Origin of the sequence: Undibacterium pigrum (assembly GCF_003201815.1) — a bacterium.
Lineage (GTDB): Bacteria > Pseudomonadota > Gammaproteobacteria > Burkholderiales > Burkholderiaceae_D > Undibacterium > Undibacterium pigrum.
The window spans coordinates 1,403,706-1,424,803 of the sequence record NZ_QJKB01000001.1; the positions used below are offsets into that span (position 1 = coordinate 1,403,706).

The following is a 21,098-nucleotide window of genomic DNA, read 5'->3' on the forward strand; positions in this document are numbered from 1 at the left end:
GATTCGCACAAGAAAAAATGCTCAGGCATTTTTTTTGAAGACGAATTTCTGTTTAGACAGAAATGTCAGAAATAAAAGTTAAGACCAAGGAAAACCAACATGAGCGACTACCCACTGACCCTGCTGTATGACGCCTCCTGCCCTGTTTGTAAGCTGGAAATGGATAATCTGCGGGAACGCGATCAATTGAATAAATTGAATTTTGTCGATGCCTCAGCACCTGGTTTTGATGCGGGCAAATATGGCGTGAACCTGACCGAAGTAATGCGCGTCATCCATGGCATTAAACCTGATGGCACTGTCGTCACTGGCGTAGAAACCATTCACCTTGCTTATCGTGCTGCCGGTCTGGGCTGGCTGACTGCGGCCAGCAATTTACCGATACTCAAACCCCTCTGCAACTGGGCTTATGAGTATGTCGCCAAAAATCGCCACTGGGTTTCTGAAGTATTTGCAGATACCATCCTGCGCATTGCAGCGAGACGCGCTGAAAAACGTAGCCGCGCCTGCAAAGAAGGCAAATGCACAATTAAATAAGCATCATCATGAAAATTCTTATCTGCGGCGCACAAGGCTTTTTAGGTCGCCATATCAGCCAGGTTTTGCAAGAGGCAGGACATGAAGTTTGCCACGGTGTGCGCAAACCCACACTGCCTGAACGCCTGACTGATCCTGAAGAAATAGCGATCAATTATGCCCAGGACATCGAGCCAGCCATCTGGGAAAAACGCCTGCGTAGCCTTGGGCAAGTTGATGTCATCATCAATGTGGTCGGCATACTTAATGAAACAACAGAACAAAGTTTTGATGCCATTCATCGCGATGCGCCTGCTGCCTTGTTTTATGCTGCTACCAGATGTGGTGTTAAATCCATCGTTCAAATATCTGCCCTGGGTGCAGCAAATGAAACAGAGCATCCAGAAGCCATGACAGGCTACATGCAAAGCAAGCGTGCTGCTGAAAAGGCACTCATGGCAAGCGGCCTGAGTTATCTGATTTTGCGCCCTTCTTTGGTGGTTGGCATTGATGGTGGCAGTAGCCAGTTATTCCGCAGCATGGCCAGCCTGCCTGTGCTTGGTTTGCCGGGGCGTGGCGAACAGCAAGTCCAACCCGTGCATGTAGATGACCTGTGTGCGGCAATCGCGATCTGGCTCGCTGATGAAAACCGTCATAGCATGATCTTGAATGCAGTCGGCCCGCAAGCCATGTCTTACCGGCGCATGCTGGAAATCTATCGCAAAGCCATGGGCATGCCTGCGCAATGCATGTTTTCCATCCCCATGCCTGTGATGAGATTCACTGCCAGCGCGGCCAGGCTGTTACCGCAAAATTTGCTGACACCAGATAGTTTGCGCATGCTGGAGCAAGACAATGTCGCCGATGCCGCAGACTTTGCAACACATTTGGGCAGGCCAGCAAAATCGCATAAGGACTGGTTCGCTGGTATCCCTGAGCATATGCTCGCCAGCAGTGCGATTGCTGGCTGGAGCCTGCCACTGTTTCGCTATGTGCTGGCGCTGGTCTGGTTTGTCACTGCCGCGCTATCGTTTGGGCTTTATCCTATCTCCAGCAGCCTGGCTTTATTGCAACCTCTTGGCCTTAGCGGTGCGCCTGCGATGTTCATGCTGATGGCCGCATCGACTCTGGATTTGTGCCTCGGCCTGGCCACCCTGCTCTGGCCACGGCGTATTTTATGGCTGATGCAAATTGCCTTGATTGTTGGCTATAGCGGCATCATTGCGATTTACTCGCCTGAATATTACTTACACCCATTTGGCCCGGTCCTGAAAAATCTGCCGATACTGGCTTTACTGGCTTATTTATTTGCCCATCAAAGAAACACACGAAGAGTCACAAAATGAACACCTATCTCTTGCTTAAAACCCTGCACGTCCTGTCTTCTGTCTTACTGGTTGGTACCGGCTTTGGCTCGGCGTTTTATATGTTCTTTACCAATCGCAGCAAACAATTCAAGGCACAAGTCGTGGTTGCCAGACTGGTAGTACTGGCGGACTGGTGCTTTACGACACCCGCAGTCATCATCCAGCCGCTGACTGGCTTTGCCATGGTGCACATGGCAGGCTGGCCCTTGAGCACACCCTGGATCATGTGGTCGTTTGTCCTGTACTTGTTCGCCGGTGCCTGCTGGTTGCCAGTGGTGTGGCTACAAATACGCATGAAAGCCATGCTGGAAGTTGCTGACGCCAATAACACCAGCACCTTGCCTGAGCTGTACTGGCGCTATGCAAAGATATGGGAATGGCTGGGCTATCCGGCATTCATCGCCATGATAGGCGTGTACTTCCTGATGGTGAACAAGCCCAGCTTTTAAACCTGCGTATTTAAATCTGCTCAAATGCCTTTGACCTGGCGCGCCGCCTGCACCATCTCATGCACATCATTGGTCATGACAGCCAGGAAGCCCAGCAAGATCAGATAATAGGCTGCATACGTAAATCTTACCTGGGCAGACATATTGTAATAAGCCTTGTTCTCTTCGGCTTCAGGGTCATATTTCCAGGCACGCCACAATTGTGGCCAGGCCAGAAAACCGATGATGATGAGCATGGGGCTGGGTCGATAATAAAACACAGCCAGCAGGATGGGAACGCCAACGAACCAGATACGCGGCGTCAGTACTGCGGTGATGCGTCCGCCATCAAAAGGCATCATGGGAATCATATTGAAAAGATTTAAAAAGAAACCCGAATATGAAACTGCCAGCAGCAGGTCGCTATTGTAGTTACGGGCGAGGAAGTAACAAAGTATCGAAGCTACCGTTCCTGCCAAAGGGCCGCCCAGACCTATATATGCTTCGGTTTCTGCGTCATGTGGCTGGTCTTTTATCTCTGCCCAGGCTCCCAGAAAAGGAATGAAGGTTGGCAAACCCGCACGCAAGCCGCGCTGACGGGCTGCAATGAAATGGCCTAGCTCATGGATAAACATGAGCAAGACAAATCCCACTGCATACCACCAGCCAAATATCCAGGCATAGAAGACGACAGAAATAATCATGGTGCCGCCCGAGGTCAGCAACTTAGTAAACTTGACACCGGAAAACAGCAAGAGCAGCAACTTCATCATTTTTTATTCATCCTTCTATACTTCATGGAGCAACAAAACTACGCCTTCTTACGGCCAAACAACTTGCCTATCAATGCGCCCAAGCCTACCACGGCAACCAGTGCCAGTTTCGCGAACTTGGCCAGGAAGGCGAAAATCAAGGCAAACAATCCCAGCTTCTTGGCTGCAACGCCGCCTATCAAGGCAGCAAGACCATATTCAGCCACTTTATCAGTGCTGATATTAAAGTCGTTGTAGCGTTTACCATCTGTAAATTCCAGATGCCCCAATAAATCTTTGGCAATGGCTTTTTGTTGTGGCAAATCATTGAGGGCTGTCACCAGGTTCAGGCTGATATAACCTTCACGGCCCAGTGCATAGGTATTGTAGTTAACACCCTGGTTGTCATTATTAGCCTGCTTGTCCTTGGTGATGGCCGACCACACCAGCCTGTGCGTCACCGCATCGTAGTTAGGCTTTTCTGCCCAGCCCACCAGCTGCATTTCAGGGATGCCACGCTGAGCACGTTCTTTATTGCCCTGTTCTGTACCTTCCTTCAAGCTTTTCAGCAAATCATCGGCATTCCAGTCCTTGGCATCATCATCCTTGATATAGCCGGATTTCTCATACTCAGCCACAATCATCCAGTCACCTTGCTCAGGGAAAACCGCTCCCAGCAGACTCTCGATAGAAGAATTGCCCATCGCGCGCATGATGCGCCCCGCTGCAGGCATAGGGACGAAGAATTGACCGGCCGGCACTTTCAAGACAGCCTGATCGATCAATTTAATTTCTGCAGGACCAGGCTGCATGACTTTCCTGGCCTCGTCAAAGGCCGCTTTCATTTCTGCTTCAGCCGCGGCATTTTGCGCATAAGCAAAATGGCCGGAGGCCATAAACAATAAAGCTACCAGCCACTTTAAAAACTGCTTAGCGATCATATTCATTCCCTGTAAATTTATATTTTGATGATCAATATGCCATCAAGGCATGTTACTGATCAATTTTTTGCTAATCTTTGATTACATCCATGTAATTTATGGACTTTTGTGAGTTTATACACATTTTGTTTCCATAAAGTTAAGCATGATGCCTTGAAACATGGGTGAAATCAAATCCATACTTAGGTATTAGGCGCTAAAATAGCGACCCCAGTTCAGGCTTACCACTCATATAAAAGTGCTTATTATTCTTGGCGAAGAACAAGCACCGGCAGAATCATGACCACCTCCACAAGCAATACCGATATCGATCACTCGTTGGAACCCTTGCCTGCATTTGCAGTAACAATGGCAGAGCATCATCTGCGTGATGTTCTGCAACTGGCGTTTGAGCATACGGATCAACATCAGGCAATCGTCGTGTATGACCAGCGCTGCCCACTGGCGGTGGCACTGACCAGCGCCTATCGTGCTTGCCTGCCTGCTGCACGCTTTATCGATTTTGACGCAGAAACACCAGAACTGATTTTGGCAACCCTGAACAACTTGCAAGCATCTGATCTGGCGGTGTTGATACAGTCCACCAATTTTCGCCTCGAAGCCTACCGATTGCGTGTCGAGTTATTCAAACGCGGCTTGAAAGTCATAGAACATCCTCACCTGGCCCGCATGGAGGGTGATGAAAACCTGTATTACATAGAATCGCTGGCCTATGATGCCAACTACTATCGCGGTACAGGCAATGCGCTCAAACAAAAAATTGATAGTGCGAGGGGCGGCATCGTCGATAGTGGTGGCGCTGAACTGATCTTCAGTGGCCGCTTTGAACCAGCCAAGCTCAATGTCGGTGATTATCGCCAGATGAATAATGTTGGCGGCCAGTTCCCTATCGGCGAAGTGTTCACAGAATCGGTAGCACTGGAAGACGTTTATGGTCAAATCCGCATCTTTGCCTTTGGCGATACGACGTTTACTGTCAATCGTCCAGAGCAACCGATTACCCTGATCGTGGAAAAAGGCCAGGTTGTTGACACTATCAATTCCACGCCAGAATTTGATCAGGTGCTGGCCAATATCCGTGCTGACGATAGTGTGGTCTGGGTGCGCGAACTGGGTTTTGGCATGAACAAGGCCTTTTCCAAGGATAAAACCGTGCGCGACATAGGCACTTATGAGCGTATGTGCGGCGTCCATTTATCACTGGGGGCCAAGCATGGCAGTTATGCCAAACCGCATATCAAGCGTGGTGAAGGCCGCCATCATGTCGATGTCTTTGCTGTTACCGAGGCGGTAAAACTCGATGATGAAGTTGTCTACAGGAATGGTGCCTGGGTAGTTTGAACAGCATCCGTTAGCAAAACAATACGAAAATCCCCTTACTATCCCTCAGGATCAGGGCATAGCGGCTGCAATTTGTGCATTCGCTGTTAGAATAATGCTCTTGTCCGTTCATAAAAAGTGCATCAACCATGACCCGTAAGCTGTTTGTTACCACTGCCCTGCCGTACGCTAATGCGCCCTTCCACCTTGGTCATATCATGGAATATATCCAGGCTGACATTTGGGTAAGGCATCAGCGAATGTCGGGTCACGAGGTACATTTCGTCGGCGCGGATGATGCACATGGTGCACCTATCATGATTGCAGCTGAAAAAGCTGGTATCACTCCACAAGAATTTGTGGCGCAGATTGCTGCCGGACGCAAACAATACCTCGATGGCTTCCATATTCAGTTTGATAACTGGCACTCAACCGATGGTGAAGAAAACCATCAGTTGTCGCAGGACATCTATCGCAAACTGAAATCTGCCGGTTTCATCACCAGTAAAACCATAGAACAGTTTTTTGACCCGGTCAAAAACATGTTCCTGCCCGACCGTTACATCAAGGGTGAGTGCCCTAAATGCGGCGCAAAGGATCAGTATGGTGATTCCTGCGAAGTCTGCAGCGCCGTGTATGCGCCTACAGAATTGAAAAATCCTTATTCCGTCCTGACCGGTGCGACACCGATCATGAAATCGTCTGAGCATTTCTTCTTCAAACTGTCTGATGAAAAATGTGTGGAATTCTTGCGTGGCTGGGCTTTGAAAGACAACCGCCTGCAGTCTGAAGTAGCGAATAAATGCAAGGAATGGCTGGAAGGCGAAGGCGGTCTGGGTGACTGGGATATCAGCCGTGATGCGCCTTACTTTGGTATCGAGATTCCTGACCAACCGGGCAAGTATTTCTATGTCTGGCTGGATGCGCCTGTGGGTTACCTCGCTTCGCTGAAAAATTACTTCGGTAAAATCGGCCGTGATTACGATGCTTTCATGGCTGACCCGACGACTGAGCAAATCCATTTCATCGGCAAGGATATTACTTATTTCCATACCCTGTTCTGGCCAGCGATGCTGAAGTTCTCTGGTTATAAAACACCAGACAATGTGTATGCGCATGGTTTTGTGACTGTCTCTGGCGAAAAAATGTCCAAGTCACGTGGCACGGGCATTTCACCACTGCGCTATCTGGAAATAGGCATGAACCCGGAATGGCTGCGTTATTACTTCGCCGCCAAACTCAATGCCAAGGTCGAAGACCTGGACATGAATCCGGAAGACTTCGTTGCGCGTGTCAATTCTGACCTGATCGGTAAGTACATCAACATCGCCAGCCGCGCTGCCGGTTTCATCAGCAAGCGTTTTGATGGTGTGGTAGCGACTGACTGGGCGACGGCAGATGATGCTTTCCTGAATAATCTGCGCAATGTTGCGCCAGAAATCCAGGCCTTGTTTGAAGCACGCGAATACGGCAAAGCCTTGCGCGCAGCAATGGAGCAGGCTGACTTGGTAAATGCCTATGTCGATTCCAACAAGCCCTGGGAACTGGCGAAAAAAGCAGAGAACGATGCAAAATTGCAGGAAGTCTGTAGCCGCTTGCTGGAAGCTTTCCGTATCCTGACTATCTTCCTGAAACCGGTCTTGCCACAGCTGGCAGCACAGGTAGAAGCACAATTAAATATCGCCCCATTGCAATGGGCTGATGTTGCTACCCCATTGCCACATCATCACAAGATCAATCCTTATACGCACTTGATGCAAAGGGTGGATTTGAAGATATTTGACGACTTGTTTGATGTGCCAGCACCGGCTGCAACAACGAGTGCTGAAACTACAGAAGCTGCTGCTTCTGACATCGAAGCACTGGCCGAAGAAATCAAGATTGATGACTTTGCCAAAGTTGATCTGCGCATAGCCAAGATCGTCAATTGCGAGCATGTAGATGGTTCAGACAAGCTCTTGCGCCTGACGCTGGATGTGGGCGAAGGCCGCACCCGCAATGTGTTCTCAGGCATCAAGTCTGCTTACCAGCCAGAACAACTGATAGGCAAATTCACCGTCATGGTGGCTAACCTGGCACCACGCAAGATGAAGTTTGGCATGTCAGAAGGCATGGTATTGGCCGCATCTGCTGCTGATGAAAAGGCTAACCCAGGCTTGTACATACTGGAAGCCTGGCCTGGTGCACAACCAGGCATGCGTGTTCGCTAACATCTAAGCCAGCGTATGAATATCGTTGTTCGTGAAGCTGCCATTGAAGATGCGCAACTCATCGCGCATCTGACCCGCACTTGCTGGACTGACAAGGTAGCCGCCACTTCCAGCGGCCACCATGAAAGCAGTGAGCGCGTCTGCAATGATTTAATGCAGGGCGGCGGCTTTGTCCTGCTGCTGGATGATGAACCAGTGGGCTCGGTACGCTGGCTGCCGCTGGATACGGAAAACAATTGCTGGGAAATGCTGCGCATGGGGGTCTTGCCTGCTTTTAGGGGTGAAGCCCTGTCACAGCATTTGCTGGAAGCAGTCATTCATGCGGCCCAGGCATCCGGCATAGAAGAATTACGCCTCGGTGTACGCAGCGACCAGCCCCGCCTGCTGGATTTGTATGCCGCATTTGAGTTTGAACTCGCGCCTGAGCTTGAGTATTCTCACGCCAATCCAAATGAGCCTCCCCCGCATGTCATGCGGCGATTCTTGAAAAATTAAAGAAATCGGCATACTTGCTCATATCTAATATATTTTAGGTATACTCTTTCCCAGTTTTGTAAATGCAGGCAAATGCTGACATTCCAACAATATCGTCAGGCATAAGCTGTATTTGCACAGTCTTGGTAATAAACTTGTCCGTACCTCTGTCTATCCTGCTTTGGAAATCCATCCATGAACAGTCCTGTTAGCCCTTCCGCCATCACCTCCCCCATCCCTGCCCGTCTGGTGCAATTGCGCGCTGCCATGCAGGCGCAAGGACTGGATGCCTATATCGTGCCGTCCTCCGATCCGCATCTGTCTGAATATCTGCCTGACCGCTGGCAAGGGCGCAGCTATTTCTCGGGCTTTACCGGCTCGGTAGGTACGCTGGTCGTTACGGCTGATTTCGCAGGCCTCTGGGTAGACAGCCGCTACTGGAGCTCAGCAGAAACAGAACTGGCGCCGACTGGCATCAAGATGATGAAAATCGCATCTGCTGCAGCCACCCTGTACATAGACTGGCTGGCCAGCAATTTGCAGCCCGGACAAACGGTGGGTGTAGATGGTGCAGTATTGGGTCTGGCAACTGCCAGGGCCCTGGAACGGGCCTTAAAAAGCAAGGACATTACATTCAATACCAGCCATGATCTTTTGGACAAGGTATGGAGCGAACGCCCCAGCCTGCCGCAGGCTGCAATTTATGAACATGCAGCACCTTATGCCGTAGTCTCCCGCGCCGATAAGCTGGCGATGATACGCGAACAGATGCGCAGCAAAAATGCAGGCTGGCACTTTGTGTCCACGGTCGATGACCTGGCCTGGATTTTCAATTTGCGTGGCGCTGATGTCAGCTATAACCCGGTCTTTGTTGGGCATGCCCTGATCAGCCAGACTGAGGCAAAACTGTTTGTCTCCACAGGCAAAGTCCCGGCAGAACTGGCGACCATACTAGCAAAAGATGGCGTCAGTCTGTCAGACTACGGCGAAGCTGCCTCTGCACTGGCGGCTCTGCCAGCAGACAGCAGCATCATGATAGACCCGCGCAGGATCACTTATGGTTTCCGCCAAAGTATTCCGGCCGGAGTTAAAGTCATCGAAGCCATCAACCCTTCTGTATTTGCCAAATCCCGCAAGACTGCAGAAGAAGCACAATTTGTGCGTGAATCCATGGAACAGGATGGCGCAGCGCTGTGTGAATTCTTCACCTGGCTTGAAGGTGCCTTGGGCAAGCAGCGCATCACTGAGCTGACCATAGATGAAGAAATCTGTGCTGCCCGTGCGCGCCAGCCACACTTTGTTTCACCCAGTTTTAATACCATCGCTGGCTTCAATGCCAACGGTGCCATGCCGCATTATCGTGCGACCAAAGAATCGCATTCCGTCATTGAAGGTGACGGCCTGTTGCTTATCGACTCTGGTGGACAATACCTGAATGGTACGACGGACATCACCCGCGTCGTTCCTGTAGGCCAGGTATCAGAAGCGCAAAAACGTGACTTTACCCTGGTCTTGAAGGGAATGATCAACCTTTCGCAAATGCGTTACCCACGCGGCACCTTGTCACCCATGCTTGATACCGTAGCCCGCGCTCCTATCTGGGCTGACGGCGTTAACTATGGTCATGGCACAGGTCACGGCGTAGGCTATTTCCTGAATGTGCATGAAGGCCCACAAAGCATTTCCCCTGCAATAGCAGAAGCGCATATGGCGATGGAACCTGGCATGATTACTTCGAATGAACCTGGCATCTACCGCCCTGGCAAATGGGGCGTGCGCATAGAAAACCTGCTGCTGAACGTGCCAGCCATGCAGACCGAATTTGGCGAGTACCTGGAATTTGAAACACTCACGCTCTGCCCTATAGATACTCGCTGCATCACGATAGAGTTAATGCGTGAAGACGAAGTCAAATGGATCAATGATTACCATGCGACCGTCTTGCAACGCCTGTCACCACGCGTCAGCGGTGCGGCGCTGGAATGGCTGAAAGAAAGGACTCAGCCTCTGTTGCGTTCAGCCAGCTAATAAACTGAAAGTCTTACTTGCCTGCAGCCTTGGCGGCGGGTGGTCATTAATATCTATGTAAAGAGGCAGGCGATGGAAGACAGCAAACTTTTGCAGGGCAGGAATTTTCATAATGTGGATCTGACTGGCTCAAACTTCGGCCAGGTTCAATTACGCGGCAGTAATTTCCGCAGCGTAGATATGGAAGGCTGCCGCTTCGCGGATATCTCCTTCAAGGACGTACTCATAGAAAGCAGTGAGCTGTCTGGCATGAAAATTAATGGCATACTGGTATCTGAACTGTTACACGTATATCAGCAAAGCAAAAAATAAGAAAAGCCGCATATGCGGCTTTTCTTATGTTGGAACCCTGCTTTTATACACTGATTGCTGAAACCGGAAACTGTACGCAGAACTTACTGCCTACATCCGGCGTAGATTCAATCAGTAAATTCGCCTTGTGCCTCAGCAGCACATGTTTGACGATCGCCAGGCCCAGGCCTGTTCCCTGGGTCTCGCGCGAACGGCTTTTATCGACGCGGTAAAACCGTTCGGTCAGGCGCGAGATATGCTCAGCACTGATGCCTATGCCATCGTCCTGTACCGCAAATTTAGGGCCATTCGCAGTATCTATCCAGCATATCCTGATATTGCCGTTCTCTGGCGTATAGCGGATCGCATTCGTGACCAGATTGGTCAGTGCACTGCGGATTTCATCATTACTGCCGCGTATGTCGGGACCTGTGCATTCCAGCGTAATTTTGTGCTTGCCGGCAGACAGGGCATGCGCCTCCTGTAATATCTGCTCCAACAAACCGAGCATGCTGATACGCTCTGGCCGAGGTGGGTAATCAACCGACTCCAGCCTGGTCAGGGTCAGCATGTCTTCTACCAGGCGCTGCATACGCTCACCCTGCTCTGTCATCAGTTTCAGATGCATATTACGGGTATGGCTATCGAGGTCGTCCTGCATGGAAGCGATTTCCAGGAAACCATTGATGACCGTCAATGGAGTACGCAATTCATGTGAGGCGTTGGCGATAAAGTCGCGTCGCATCATGTCTATGCGTTCTGATTCAGTCACATCATGAGTCACCAGAATCTGGCGGCGGTTTTCAAACGGGATGATGTGGGCAATCAGCTTGCGGTCGCGGAAAGACAGTGTCAATGGTGTTTCGTAGCGACCGAGGATAATATAATCCATGAATTCCGGGCTGCGTACCAAGTTGGTCACGCGCATGCCCTTGTCCTGCGCATGGCTCAGGCCCAGATGGCTTTCTGCTGCCGGGTTACACCATTCCAGAAATAGCACGTCATCCATGATGACGACACCATCTGGCAAAAGCGTCATGGCCTGGCGAAAACGTGCCAGCCACTCTGCCAGTTCAGCCTGGTTTTTTTCATCATCACGACGCAATTTATAAAGGCGTGAAAAAATATCTGTCCAGGCGCCCCAGCCATCAGGCAGGCGTGAACTATTGGGATTATCCAGCCAGTCAGCCAGGCGCTGCAAATAAAATAGCTGGACGCAAAACAGGGTCACCATACCGATCAGGCCTAACACCAAACCTGTTACCGGGCCCCATATATACATAGCAGATGCGGCTCCCATGAGAACCAGGACGATACGTACAAATGCAGAAATCCAGAAAATAAGGCGTGGAGACATAATGGGTCCTGAGGGTCCTCAGTAATTGCTTGAAATGTAATGCACAATTGCAATGATAAAGGTTTTGCTGATATCAGTGAGCAATGTTTGCAGTCAATTCCCAAACAGGGAATGCACTGCCACACTGCATACAGGCTATGCAGTGTGCTATAAACAGCCCGGGTGCCAGTTTATTTTTCAGACAGCATGTAGCCAACGCTACGCACAGTCTTGATCAGCGACTCGGCATTCTTCAAGACCTTGCGAAGGCGCAGTACATGGACGTCTACCGTACGCTCTTCGATGACGACATGGTCGCCCCAGACTTTGTCGAGTAACTGGCTGCGTGAAAATACGCGCTCAGGATGTGCCATGAAGAACTTCAACAGTTTATATTCGGCGTGGCCGATATCAACCTTGTTGTCGTCTATCTTAACGGTACAACTGACCGGATCGAGCACCACCGTGCCTGCTGTCAGAGCAGTCTGCGCGTGCTCTGGGCTCTTGCGGCGCAACAGTGCCTTGATCCTGGCAGTCAGTTCACGTGGAGAGAAAGGCTTGGTGACATAATCATCAGCGCCATGATCCAGGCCAGCGATCTTGTCTTCTTCCATGCTTTTTGCAGTCAGCATGATGACGGGGATTTCGTTAAACTGACGGTCTGAGCGTATCTTGGACAAAAGACGCAAACCACTCTGATCCGGCAACATCCAGTCCAGCAAAATCAATTGCGGGGTGCGACGCTGCAAATACTCCCAGGCTTCAGCCGTCGTGTTGACGGCAAAAGTATTCCAGCCTGCTGCACGCAGGGAAAAACTGACCAGTTCTACGATTGCCGGTTCATCTTCTACGATGAGTATTGTTGTGTCTGTAGCCATCATTAATAATTAATTCTGTTGTTCCTGCTTGCTTGCTACATAGTCTGAATGACGGATGTCCTTGCCTTCAACGATATAAATCGTATGTTCGGCAATGTTCTTGGCATGGTCACCAATACGTTCTATCGCCTTGGCAACCCACAATGCATCAAGAGAAGATGATATCGTACTTGGATCTTCCATCATGAAAGTAATCAGATTACGCATGATGGAGCGGAAATCATTGTCGATCAGCGCATCCTGGGCAATCAATTGCACAGCCTTGTCACCATCGAGGCGGGCAAAAGCATCGAGAGACTGGTGCAACATGTCTGCCACACTGCTGGCCAGTACGCGCACGGTCTCATAGCCGCTAAACATGGGTACGCCACGCTTGGTAGTCGCAGCATCCCTTGAGATACGCGCAATTTTAGTCGATTCATCGCCTATGCGCTCAAGATCCGTGATGACCTTGCCAGTCGCCATGACAGTACGCAAGTCATTTGCTGCTGGCTGGCGTTTGACGATGAGGTGGCTGCACATGTCATCCAGCGCCACTTCGAGGCGATTGACTTCGAGGTCAGACTGGATCACTGCTTCTGCCTGAACTGCATTACCGGTACGGAAGCAGGACATAGCATCGTGAAAATGGCTTTCCACCAAGCCGCCCATCAACAAGACCTTGGAGCGTATTGTCTCCAGGTCCATATCATATTGTTTTGAAGAGTGTTCGCCTGTCACAGGTTTCTCCTGAATGCGCAATTGCAAAATATAAATGTAAACGTCGCTGTTTTATGTAACCTGTTCAGGCTACATATATGCAGCATCGCTTATCCATGCCTTGACATGGATAAGCATGCGCGGTGCGTCGTCTGTTAGCCGAAACGGCCAGTAATATAGTCTTGAGTTTCTTTCTTCACAGGGTTCATGAAGATATGATCAGTCTCACCAAATTCGACCAGCTCACCCAGGTACATATAGGCAGTGTAGTCAGAGCAACGCGCTGCCTGCTGCATATTATGGGTAACGATGGCGATGGTGTATTCCTCTTTCAACTCATTGATCAGTTCTTCGATCTTGACTGTAGAGATAGGATCCAGTGCTGAAGTTGGCTCATCCAGCAGCAAGACTTCAGGCTTCACGGCTACGCCACGGGCGATACACAGACGCTGCTGCTGACCACCAGAGAGACTCAAACCGCTCTTGTTGAGTTTGTCTTTGACTTCTGTCCAGATCGCGGCTTTTTTCAAGGCCCACTCAACGCGCTCATCCATCTCGCCCTTGGACAGGTTTTCATACAAACGCACGCCAAACGCGATATTGTCATACACCGACATAGGGAAAGGTGTTGGCTTCTGGAACACCATGCCTACGCGGGCACGCAACAGGTTGATGTCCTGATCTGCATCCAGGATATTCTTGCCGTTATAAATAATGCTGCCCTCTGCGCGCTGGCCTGGATACAGGTCATACATGCGGTTCAGGGTACGCAATAAAGTCGATTTGCCGCAACCGGATGGGCCGATGAAAGCAGTGACTTTTTTGTCGTAAATATTCAGATTGATATCGCGCAGGCTGCGTGTTGCACCGTAAAAGAAATTCAGCCCGCCGATTTCGATTGCTTTTTTCTGTTGATTGTCTTGTAGAGTAGTCATATCGAGGCCAATTAATGCTGTGTTTTTTGGTTAAACAAAGTACGCGATAAAATATTCAAACCGAGGACGCTGAAGGTGATCAGCAATGCGCCGCCCCAGGCCAGTTCACGCCAGTTGTCGTACGGGCTCATGGCGAACTGATAAATCACCACCGGCAAATTCGCCATAGGCTGGTTCATATTGCTGCTGAAGAACTGGTTATTCAAGGCCGTGAATAGTAAAGGTGCAGTCTCACCAGAGATACGTGCTACTGCCAGCAAGATGCCAGTAACCACGCCCGCTTTAACGGCACGCAAACGTATCATCAGGGCGACCTTCCAGCGTGGTGCGCCCAGTGCAAATGCCGCTTCACGCAAGCTTGCAGGCACCAGGCCCAGCATATTGTCCGTAGTACGAACCACCACAGGAATAGCGATAAGGGAAATCGCAATACTGCCAGCCCAGCCTGAGAAGTGTTTGACGTTGGCGACATAAATCGCATACACGAACAAACCAACCACGATGGATGGGGCCGACAACATGATGTCAGTCACAAAACGTGTTACACCACCAAACCAGCTTTTATCACCATATTCTGCCAGGTAGATACCCGCCAGAATACCGATGGGTGTAGATATCAGCGTAGCGATACCTACCATCACGAAACTGCCGAAGATGGCATTCATCAAACCGCCGCCATCACTGCCTGGTGCCGGTGTGGATTCTGTGAACATGGCAAAAGTAATTGCCGAAGAACCCTTGAGCAACAAGGTAAACAGGATCCACATCAAAAAGAACACACCCAGCGCCATGGCGATGGAGGATAAGGTAATACCTATTTTATGCATCAGCACACGCCGGCGATATACCGGGTTGCTGGCAGATTGCATCGTAGAATTTTCCATTATTATTTTGCCCCTTCTTTACGTGACAGGCCCAGCAACATCAGCTTCGCTGCGGACAACACGATGAAAGTAATCACGAACAGTATCAAGCCCAGCAGGAACAGTGAAGATGTGTGCAATGGTGTTTCAGCTTCGGCAAATTCATTTGCCAGTGTCGAGGCAATACTGTTACCTGCGGCAAACAGAGACCAGGACAAGTGATGGGAATTACCGATCACGAAAGTAATCGCCATGGTTTCACCCAGCGCACGGCCCAGGCCCAGCATGACGCCACCGACCACACCAATTTTCGTATAAGGCAAAACGATTTTGCGTACTACTTCCCACTTGGTGCAACCCAGGCCGTATGCAGATTCTTTCAAGACTGGCGGTACGACTTCAAACACGTCGCGCATTACAGAAGAAATGAAAGGGATGATCATGATAGCCAGAATCACACCAGCTGCCAGGATACCCATGCCTATCATGGGGCCAGAGAACAGTACACCTATCACTGGCAACTTGCCCAGTGTAGCGGCCAAAGCTGGCTGCACATATTGAGAAAACAGCGGAGCAAATACAAACAGGCCCCACATGCCGTAAATAATACTAGGTACACCAGCCAGCAATTCAATCGCCGTACCCAATGGGCGTTTCAGCCAGTTAGGGCAAATCTCAGTCAGGAACAAGGCAATACCAAAACTGACCGGGAAAGCAATCAGCAAAGCGATGATGGATGTTACCAGCGTACCGACGATGGCGATCATACCGCCAAATTTGTCATTGACCGGGTCCCACTCTATGGTCCAGATAAATGGCAAACCAAATTCCTTCATGGCCGGAATGGCACGCAGGAATAAAGAAATAATGATACCGACCAGCACTACCAGCACAAGAGCGGCGAAAGTGAAGGTCAGTTTATGAAAAAAGAAATCTTGCCAACGCTGGCGGCGCATTACTGCTGCCATTTTCGCAGGGTCGATCTGGTCGGCCTGATGCTTTATTGCGTTTGCGGCGGGTGGGATTGCAGTTGGTGCAGTCATGTTGACGGAGGACATTTGGCTGGTCATGGGTGTCTTTTCCACCGGAGGGTAATCCGGATAGTTCCGGATTACCTCGATCGTTTAGTTCAATGTATGAACAGATTCAAACTTTTTATTACCAGAGTGCTTTACCGGAAGCATCTTTAACTTTGGCTTTCCAGTTGTCTTCGATCAATTTGACAACCGGGGCAGGCAAAGCAACATATTCCAGTTCAGCAGCCATTGCGCCACCGTTTTTGAATGCCCAGTCAAAGAATTTCAATACTTCTTTGCCTTTTTCAGCATCAGCCTGAGATTTGTGCATCAGGATGAAAGAAGCACCAGTAATAGGCCAGGTGATTTTGCCAGGCTGATTAGTCAGTACCAGGTACATGCCTGGTGCTTTGCTCCAGTCAGCGCCAGCAGCAGCGGACTTGAAGTTTTCATCATCTGGTTCAGCGAACTGGCCATCAGCATTTTTCAACAAGGTGTGTGTCATCTTGTTTTTCTTCACGTAGGCGTATTCAACATAGCCTATGGAATTTCTGATTTGCTTGACGCTGGAAGCCACGCCTTCATTACCCTTGCCACCTACACCAACTGGCCATTTGACAGCGGTTGCAGAACCGACTGCAGTCTTGAATTCAGGGCTGACCTTGGCCAGGTAGTCTGTCCACAGGAAAGTTGTACCGGAACCGTCAGAGCGGTGAACAACAGTGATATCTTCTGCTGGCAATTTCACGCCAGGATTAATCGCTGCGATTTCAGGTGCATTCCATTTAGTGATTTTGCCCATGTAGATGGCAGCCAGAACATCGCCTGTCATTTTCAATTTGCCAGGAGCGATACCTTCCAGATTAACCACTGGCACTACACCACCGATAATGGCTGGGAACTGCACCAGGCCTTCGGCATCCAGCTCTTCTGCTTTCAATGGAGCGTCAGACGCGCCGAAATCAACAGTTTTTGCCTTGATTTGTTTAACACCACCACCAGAACCGATGGATTGATAGTTCAGACCGTTGCCACTGGCTTTTTTATAAGCTTCTGCCCATTTTGCATAAATTGGATATGGGAAAGTCGCGCCAGCGCCAGTAATGTCAGCAGCTTGAGCAGCGCCAAATGTGACAGCGACGCCAATTGCAGCGATGAGAGTTTTGACAACACGTTTGATTTGCATGTTCACCTCAGAGTTAAATAACAGTATTCAGTACTACGAGGCGCACTGTACAAGCCAAATATGACAGGATTATGACGTGAAACAAAGCCTGTGAAATAATTGCACTTGTTATCATTTTTTTGTCATAAACTTGTCATTTAAGAAGTCTAGAATGCTTGCGTATATATATGACACCCTTTATGACATGCAAAAAACTATGCCAAACCAGGATGCACACTCGCCAGCCACTGAACCGGAAGAGGTGAAAGATATTTCTCACGTAGAAAACAAGACTGCAAACAAGCAGGGCAAGCAAAATGTGCCAGAATTATCACGTTCAGTGATCTTTCTGGACAGGGAAATGTCACAAATCGCTTTCAACTGGCGTGTACTGGCGCAGGCAGAAGACCGCAGCATCCCACTGCTTGAGCGCCTGAAATACTTGTGCATAGTCGGCAGCAACCTGGATGAATTCTTTGAAGTCAGGGTAGCCAGCCTGCTGGCGCAAAATACGGTGGATGGTGAACTGGTGCAGCACCCTGCCTTCCAGGCCATGCTAAAGCGCGTCAGTGACGAATGCCACCAGTTAGCAAAAAGGCAGTATGAATTACTGAATCAGGAAATCCTGCCGCAGTTATCGCAAAAAGGCATACACCTGCTGCGCCACTCCGAGCGCAATGAAGCACAGCGTGCCTGGGTCAAGTCTTATTTCGAACGCGAAGTCAGGCCATTGTTGACACCAATTGGTCTCGACCCGGCCCACCCTTTCCCTCAGGTCGTCAACAAGAGTTTGAATTTCATTGTTTCGCTGGCAGGCAAGGATGCTTTTGGCCGTGGCACTGGCATCGCCATTGTCAAGGCACCACGCGTTTTACCGCGCATCATCCGTCTGCCCGACGAATTATCGAACGATGGCATGGCCTTTTGTCTGCTGTCCTCAGTCATCCACTCGCATATTGAAGATTTGTTCAATGGTCGCGAAGTCATCAACTATTCACAGTTCCGCGTCACCCGTGACAGCGACTTGTGGGTAGATGAAGAAGAAGTCAAGAATCTGCGCCAGGCCTTACAGGGTGAATTGCAAACCCGCCAGTTTGGTGCTGCGGTACGTCTGGAAGTAGCAAAAAACTGTCCCGAAGACTTATCCCGCTTCCTGCTGGAACAGTTCTGCCTGGACAGCGACCGCCTGTACCCGGTTGATGGCCCAGTGAATATGGTCAGGCTGGGCGAGCTGGTTGACCATGTCAAACAACCTAACCTGCGCTTCCCACCCTTCTCTGCCAAGGCAGTTGGCAAGTATGCACACGCAGACATTTTCACTTTACTGCGCAAACAAGATATCTTGCTGCACCACCCCTTCCAGCCTTTCCAAACTGTCATTGACTTTATACGCTCAGCTTCGCAAGACCCTAGCGTAGTCGCCATCAAACAAACCATCTACCGTACTGGCATGAATTCGGATTTGATGGAGTCGCTGATTACCGCAGCCAGACTGGGCAAGGAAGTCACCGTCATCGTTGAACTGATGGCGCGCTTTGATGAAGAGGCCAATATCAACTGGGCAGACAAACTGCAACGCGCCGGCGCACAAGTTGTGTATGGTGTGGTTGGCCTGAAGACTCATGCCAAACTGGCCCTGGTGATACGCCGTGAAGAAGGCGGCACCTTGCGCCACTATGCCCACCTTGGCACAGGCAATTACCATCCATCTACTACACGCTTTTATACCGATTTTGGTTTACTGACAGCCCACCCTGGTGTGGCAGCAGAAGTCAACGAAGTCTTTATCCATCTGACTGGCCTGACCAAACCCAAGAAACTCGATTATCTGTGGCTGGCACCATTTGCCCTGCAACCGCAAATCATCAAAGCCATACGTAATGAAGCGCGCATCGCACGTGAAGGTCGCCCTGCCCGCATCATTGCCAAGATGAATGCACTGCTGGATGAATCTGTTATCCGCGCTCTGTATGCTGCATCGGCAGATGGCGTCAAGATTGACCTCATCATCCGTGGTGCCTGTGCATTGCGCCCTGGCGTGCCTGGTTTGTCCGAGAATATCAAGGTGCGCTCCATCATAGGTCGCTTCCTGGAACATAGTCGCATCTATTACTTCCGCAATGACCTGGCACATGATGTCTATCTCGCAAGTGCTGACTGGATGAACCGCAACCTGTTCCGCCGTATTGAAGTGGCTTTCCCGGTGCTGGAAAAATCATTGAAAAAACGTGTCATTTCTGAAGGCCTGGAACCCTATTTGAAAGACAATGTGAATGCCTGGACGCTGGATTCAGATGGCCGTTACGAGCGCAAGAAAGCCAGGGCCAAGCAAGTACGCTTCTGCGCCCAGCAACATTTAATGCAGACACTGGGTTCATTAGCTGATACGGAAAATTAATAATGGATCTTATTCTCTGGCGTCACGCAGAAGCAGAACCGGCAACGGCTGAGCTGACTGATGAATTCAGAAAACTGACAGGCAAGGGAAACAAGCAGGCCAGCAAAATCGCTTTCTGGCTGGACAGTACGCTGCCTGAAACATGCAGGATACTGGCCAGCCCCACCATACGTACCAGGGACACGGCTGAGGCCTTGATCGCCTGTGGCAGGAAGTACAAAATCATGCCAGAACTGGGGCCGGCAGCTACGGTCAACGATGTTCTGACTGCCGCCAACTGGCCGAATAGTCGCGAACCTGTGCTCATCATCGGCCACCAACCCTATCTGGGTCAGGTCGCCGCTGAATTGCTGGGCCATCCCTTGCAAGAGTACAGCGTACGCAAGGGAAATGTCTGGTGGATCACGCAAAAGCAGCGGGAAAATGAAATCGTACAAACCTATCTGAAGGCCATCATGTCGCCCGATCTGGTGGTGAAATAAGCGCCACAGCGTCTGGCTGGTGCGAGATAAGTTACAGGTAAAAATACTGGGTCTCAGCAGCAAATGCGGCTTGCTGTTAGTATGGAGGACCGTCTTTACTCATAAAGTACGATGAAACCTACGCACATCCTTGCCGCCCTGCTCGCAGTTATTACCTGGGGCATTAATTTCGTTGTCATCAAAATCGGCTTGCAAGGCTTACCGCCTGTGCTATTCACCGCATCACGCTTTATATTTTCTGCCCTGCCCCTGATATTTTTTGTACCTCTTCCAAAAACATCCTGGAAGTGGGTAGTTGCCTATGGCATGTTCCAGTTCGCCTTTCAGTTCACGCTTTTGTTTTGCGGTATCAAACTGGGCTTTCCTGCAGGCCTGGCGTCCCTGGTCATGCAATTACAGGCCTTTATCACCATGGGGCTGGCGGTTGTCATCATGGGAGAAAAGCCACAATTCGTGCAGGTGCTGGGTGCCCTGATTGCCTTGTCTGGCATGGCCCTGGTGGCCATGCATCTGGAAGCACAGGCAACCATCATAGGATTCTTGCTGGTGGTTGCTGGCGCAGTGTGCTGGAGTATCGCCAATATTGTCACCAAGAAGATAGGTGTGGTTAATCCTCTGTCCATGGTGGTATGGGGTTCGGCCATTGCCAGTCCGCCTTTGCTGCTGGCGTCGTACATGATGGAAGGCATGGATGCCTGGCAGGCAGCTTATGCGCAACTGAACTGGACTTCCATCGGAGCGATCGCTTACCAGTCCTATCCGAATACCATCGTCGGTTTTGGCATCTGGTCATGGCTGATGCGTAAATACCCTGCTGCCACCATAGCGCCGTTCACCTTGCTGGTGCCAGTAGTTGGTATGGTCACTGCGTCTATTGTGTTGAACGAGACTTTATTCTGGTGGAAAATCTGCGCTGGTCTGCTGGTACTCGGCGGTTTGGCCTGCAACCAGTTTGGCCTACGAATCTGGTCATGGTTCAAACCAGCTGCAACCACCTGA

Annotated in this window: 20 protein-coding genes; 11 read left to right on the forward strand and 9 right to left on the reverse strand. The window is 50.2% G+C overall.

The genetic code is table 11. The annotated features are described in order from the left end of the window. Positions 1–99: 99 nt before the first annotated feature. From DFR42_RS06280 to DFR42_RS06290, 3 genes are read left to right on the forward strand one after another with little or no spacing between them, the layout of a single operon-like run. Complete coding sequence (locus DFR42_RS06280; RefSeq protein WP_110254022.1) at positions 100–537, forward strand: thiol-disulfide oxidoreductase DCC family protein; 438 nt, start codon at positions 100–102, stop codon at positions 535–537. 8 nt (positions 538–545) lie between these two features. Continuing rightward, on the forward strand, positions 546–1,862 hold the full coding sequence (locus DFR42_RS06285) for an SDR family oxidoreductase (RefSeq protein WP_110254023.1): 1,317 nt from the start codon (positions 546–548) through the stop codon (positions 1,860–1,862). Beyond that, positions 1,859–2,332, forward strand: a complete 474-nt coding sequence (locus DFR42_RS06290; RefSeq protein WP_110254024.1) for a DUF2269 family protein — start codon at positions 1,859–1,861, stop codon at positions 2,330–2,332. Before DFR42_RS06285 ends, DFR42_RS06290 begins: the two co-directional genes overlap by 4 nt. Before the next feature lie 20 nt (positions 2,333–2,352). Here DFR42_RS06290 and DFR42_RS06295 read toward each other — a convergent pair whose 3' ends face one another. Together DFR42_RS06295 and DFR42_RS06300 are read right to left on the reverse strand one after the other, a co-directional pair. Then, complete coding sequence (locus DFR42_RS06295) at positions 2,353–3,084, reverse strand: site-2 protease family protein (protein ID WP_110254025.1); 732 nt, start codon at positions 3,082–3,084, stop codon at positions 2,353–2,355. A 38-nt stretch (positions 3,085–3,122) separates the two neighbouring features. Further along, a complete protein-coding gene (locus tag DFR42_RS06300) occupies positions 3,123–4,004 on the reverse strand; it encodes a DUF2167 domain-containing protein (RefSeq protein ID WP_245936843.1) in 882 nt (293 codons plus the stop codon). Between the two features lie 279 nt (positions 4,005–4,283). Between DFR42_RS06300 and DFR42_RS06305 the strand changes: the two genes are divergently transcribed. The 5 genes from DFR42_RS06305 to DFR42_RS06325 all read left to right on the forward strand — a co-directional run bounded on the left by DFR42_RS06305 (position 4,284) and on the right by DFR42_RS06325 (position 10,348). Continuing rightward, positions 4,284–5,345 (forward strand): hypothetical protein, encoded by a 1,062-nt coding sequence (locus DFR42_RS06305; RefSeq protein WP_110254027.1) that lies wholly within the window; start codon positions 4,284–4,286, stop codon positions 5,343–5,345. 128 nt (positions 5,346–5,473) lie between these two features. Beyond that, on the forward strand, positions 5,474–7,534 hold the full coding sequence (metG, locus tag DFR42_RS06310; RefSeq protein WP_110254028.1) for a methionine--tRNA ligase: 2,061 nt from the start codon (positions 5,474–5,476) through the stop codon (positions 7,532–7,534). 15 nt (positions 7,535–7,549) lie between these two features. Next, positions 7,550–8,029 carry a GNAT family N-acetyltransferase gene (locus DFR42_RS06315; RefSeq protein ID WP_110254029.1) on the forward strand — a complete coding sequence of 160 codons (480 nt, stop codon included), beginning with the start codon at positions 7,550–7,552 and terminating at the stop codon, positions 8,027–8,029. 174 nt (positions 8,030–8,203) lie between these two features. Further along, entirely contained in the window at positions 8,204–10,036 is a 1,833-nt protein-coding gene (locus DFR42_RS06320) for an aminopeptidase P family protein (protein WP_110254030.1), read from the forward strand. A 72-nt stretch (positions 10,037–10,108) separates the two neighbouring features. Beyond that, complete coding sequence (locus DFR42_RS06325) at positions 10,109–10,348, forward strand: pentapeptide repeat-containing protein (protein ID WP_110254031.1); 240 nt, start codon at positions 10,109–10,111, stop codon at positions 10,346–10,348. 43 nt (positions 10,349–10,391) lie between these two features. On the opposite strand, the gene phoR is transcribed toward DFR42_RS06325, so the two are convergent. From phoR to pstS, 7 genes are all read right to left on the reverse strand, one after another. Then, positions 10,392–11,684, reverse strand: coding sequence for a phosphate regulon sensor histidine kinase PhoR (gene phoR, locus DFR42_RS06330; protein WP_110254032.1), 1,293 nt, complete (start codon positions 11,682–11,684; stop codon positions 10,392–10,394). Positions 11,685–11,854: 170 nt separating this feature from the next. Beyond that, the gene (gene phoB / locus DFR42_RS06335; RefSeq protein WP_110254272.1) at positions 11,855–12,541 is read right to left on the reverse strand and encodes a phosphate regulon transcriptional regulator PhoB; all 687 of its coding nucleotides are present in this window, start codon (positions 12,539–12,541) and stop codon (positions 11,855–11,857) included. 9 nt (positions 12,542–12,550) lie between these two features. Beyond that, positions 12,551–13,261, reverse strand: a complete 711-nt coding sequence (phoU, locus tag DFR42_RS06340; protein WP_110254033.1) for a phosphate signaling complex protein PhoU — start codon at positions 13,259–13,261, stop codon at positions 12,551–12,553. 134 nt (positions 13,262–13,395) lie between these two features. Beyond that, entirely contained in the window at positions 13,396–14,175 is a 780-nt protein-coding gene (pstB, locus tag DFR42_RS06345; protein WP_110254034.1) for a phosphate ABC transporter ATP-binding protein PstB, read from the reverse strand. Positions 14,176–14,186: 11 nt separating this feature from the next. Further along, positions 14,187–15,059, reverse strand: a complete 873-nt coding sequence (pstA, locus tag DFR42_RS06350) for a phosphate ABC transporter permease PstA (protein WP_110254035.1) — start codon at positions 15,057–15,059, stop codon at positions 14,187–14,189. Positions 15,060–15,061: 2 nt separating this feature from the next. Then, positions 15,062–16,006, reverse strand: coding sequence for a phosphate ABC transporter permease subunit PstC (gene pstC / locus DFR42_RS06355; RefSeq protein WP_245936868.1), 945 nt, complete (start codon positions 16,004–16,006; stop codon positions 15,062–15,064). A gap of 190 nt (positions 16,007–16,196) precedes the next feature. Further along, entirely contained in the window at positions 16,197–17,240 is a 1,044-nt protein-coding gene (gene pstS, locus DFR42_RS06360) for a phosphate ABC transporter substrate-binding protein PstS (RefSeq protein WP_110254036.1), read from the reverse strand. A 196-nt stretch (positions 17,241–17,436) separates the two neighbouring features. On the opposite strand from pstS, the gene ppk1 reads away from it, so the two are divergent. The 3 genes from ppk1 (at position 17,437) to DFR42_RS06375 (ending at position 21,098) form a co-directional block, all read left to right on the forward strand. Beyond that, on the forward strand, positions 17,437–19,617 hold the full coding sequence (gene ppk1 / locus DFR42_RS06365) for a polyphosphate kinase 1 (protein WP_110254037.1): 2,181 nt from the start codon (positions 17,437–17,439) through the stop codon (positions 19,615–19,617). Between the two features lie 2 nt (positions 19,618–19,619). After that, the gene (gene sixA, locus DFR42_RS06370; RefSeq protein WP_110254038.1) at positions 19,620–20,099 is read left to right on the forward strand and encodes a phosphohistidine phosphatase SixA; all 480 of its coding nucleotides are present in this window, start codon (positions 19,620–19,622) and stop codon (positions 20,097–20,099) included. Between the two features lie 111 nt (positions 20,100–20,210). Continuing rightward, entirely contained in the window at positions 20,211–21,098 is an 888-nt protein-coding gene (locus DFR42_RS06375; protein WP_110254039.1) for an EamA family transporter, read from the forward strand.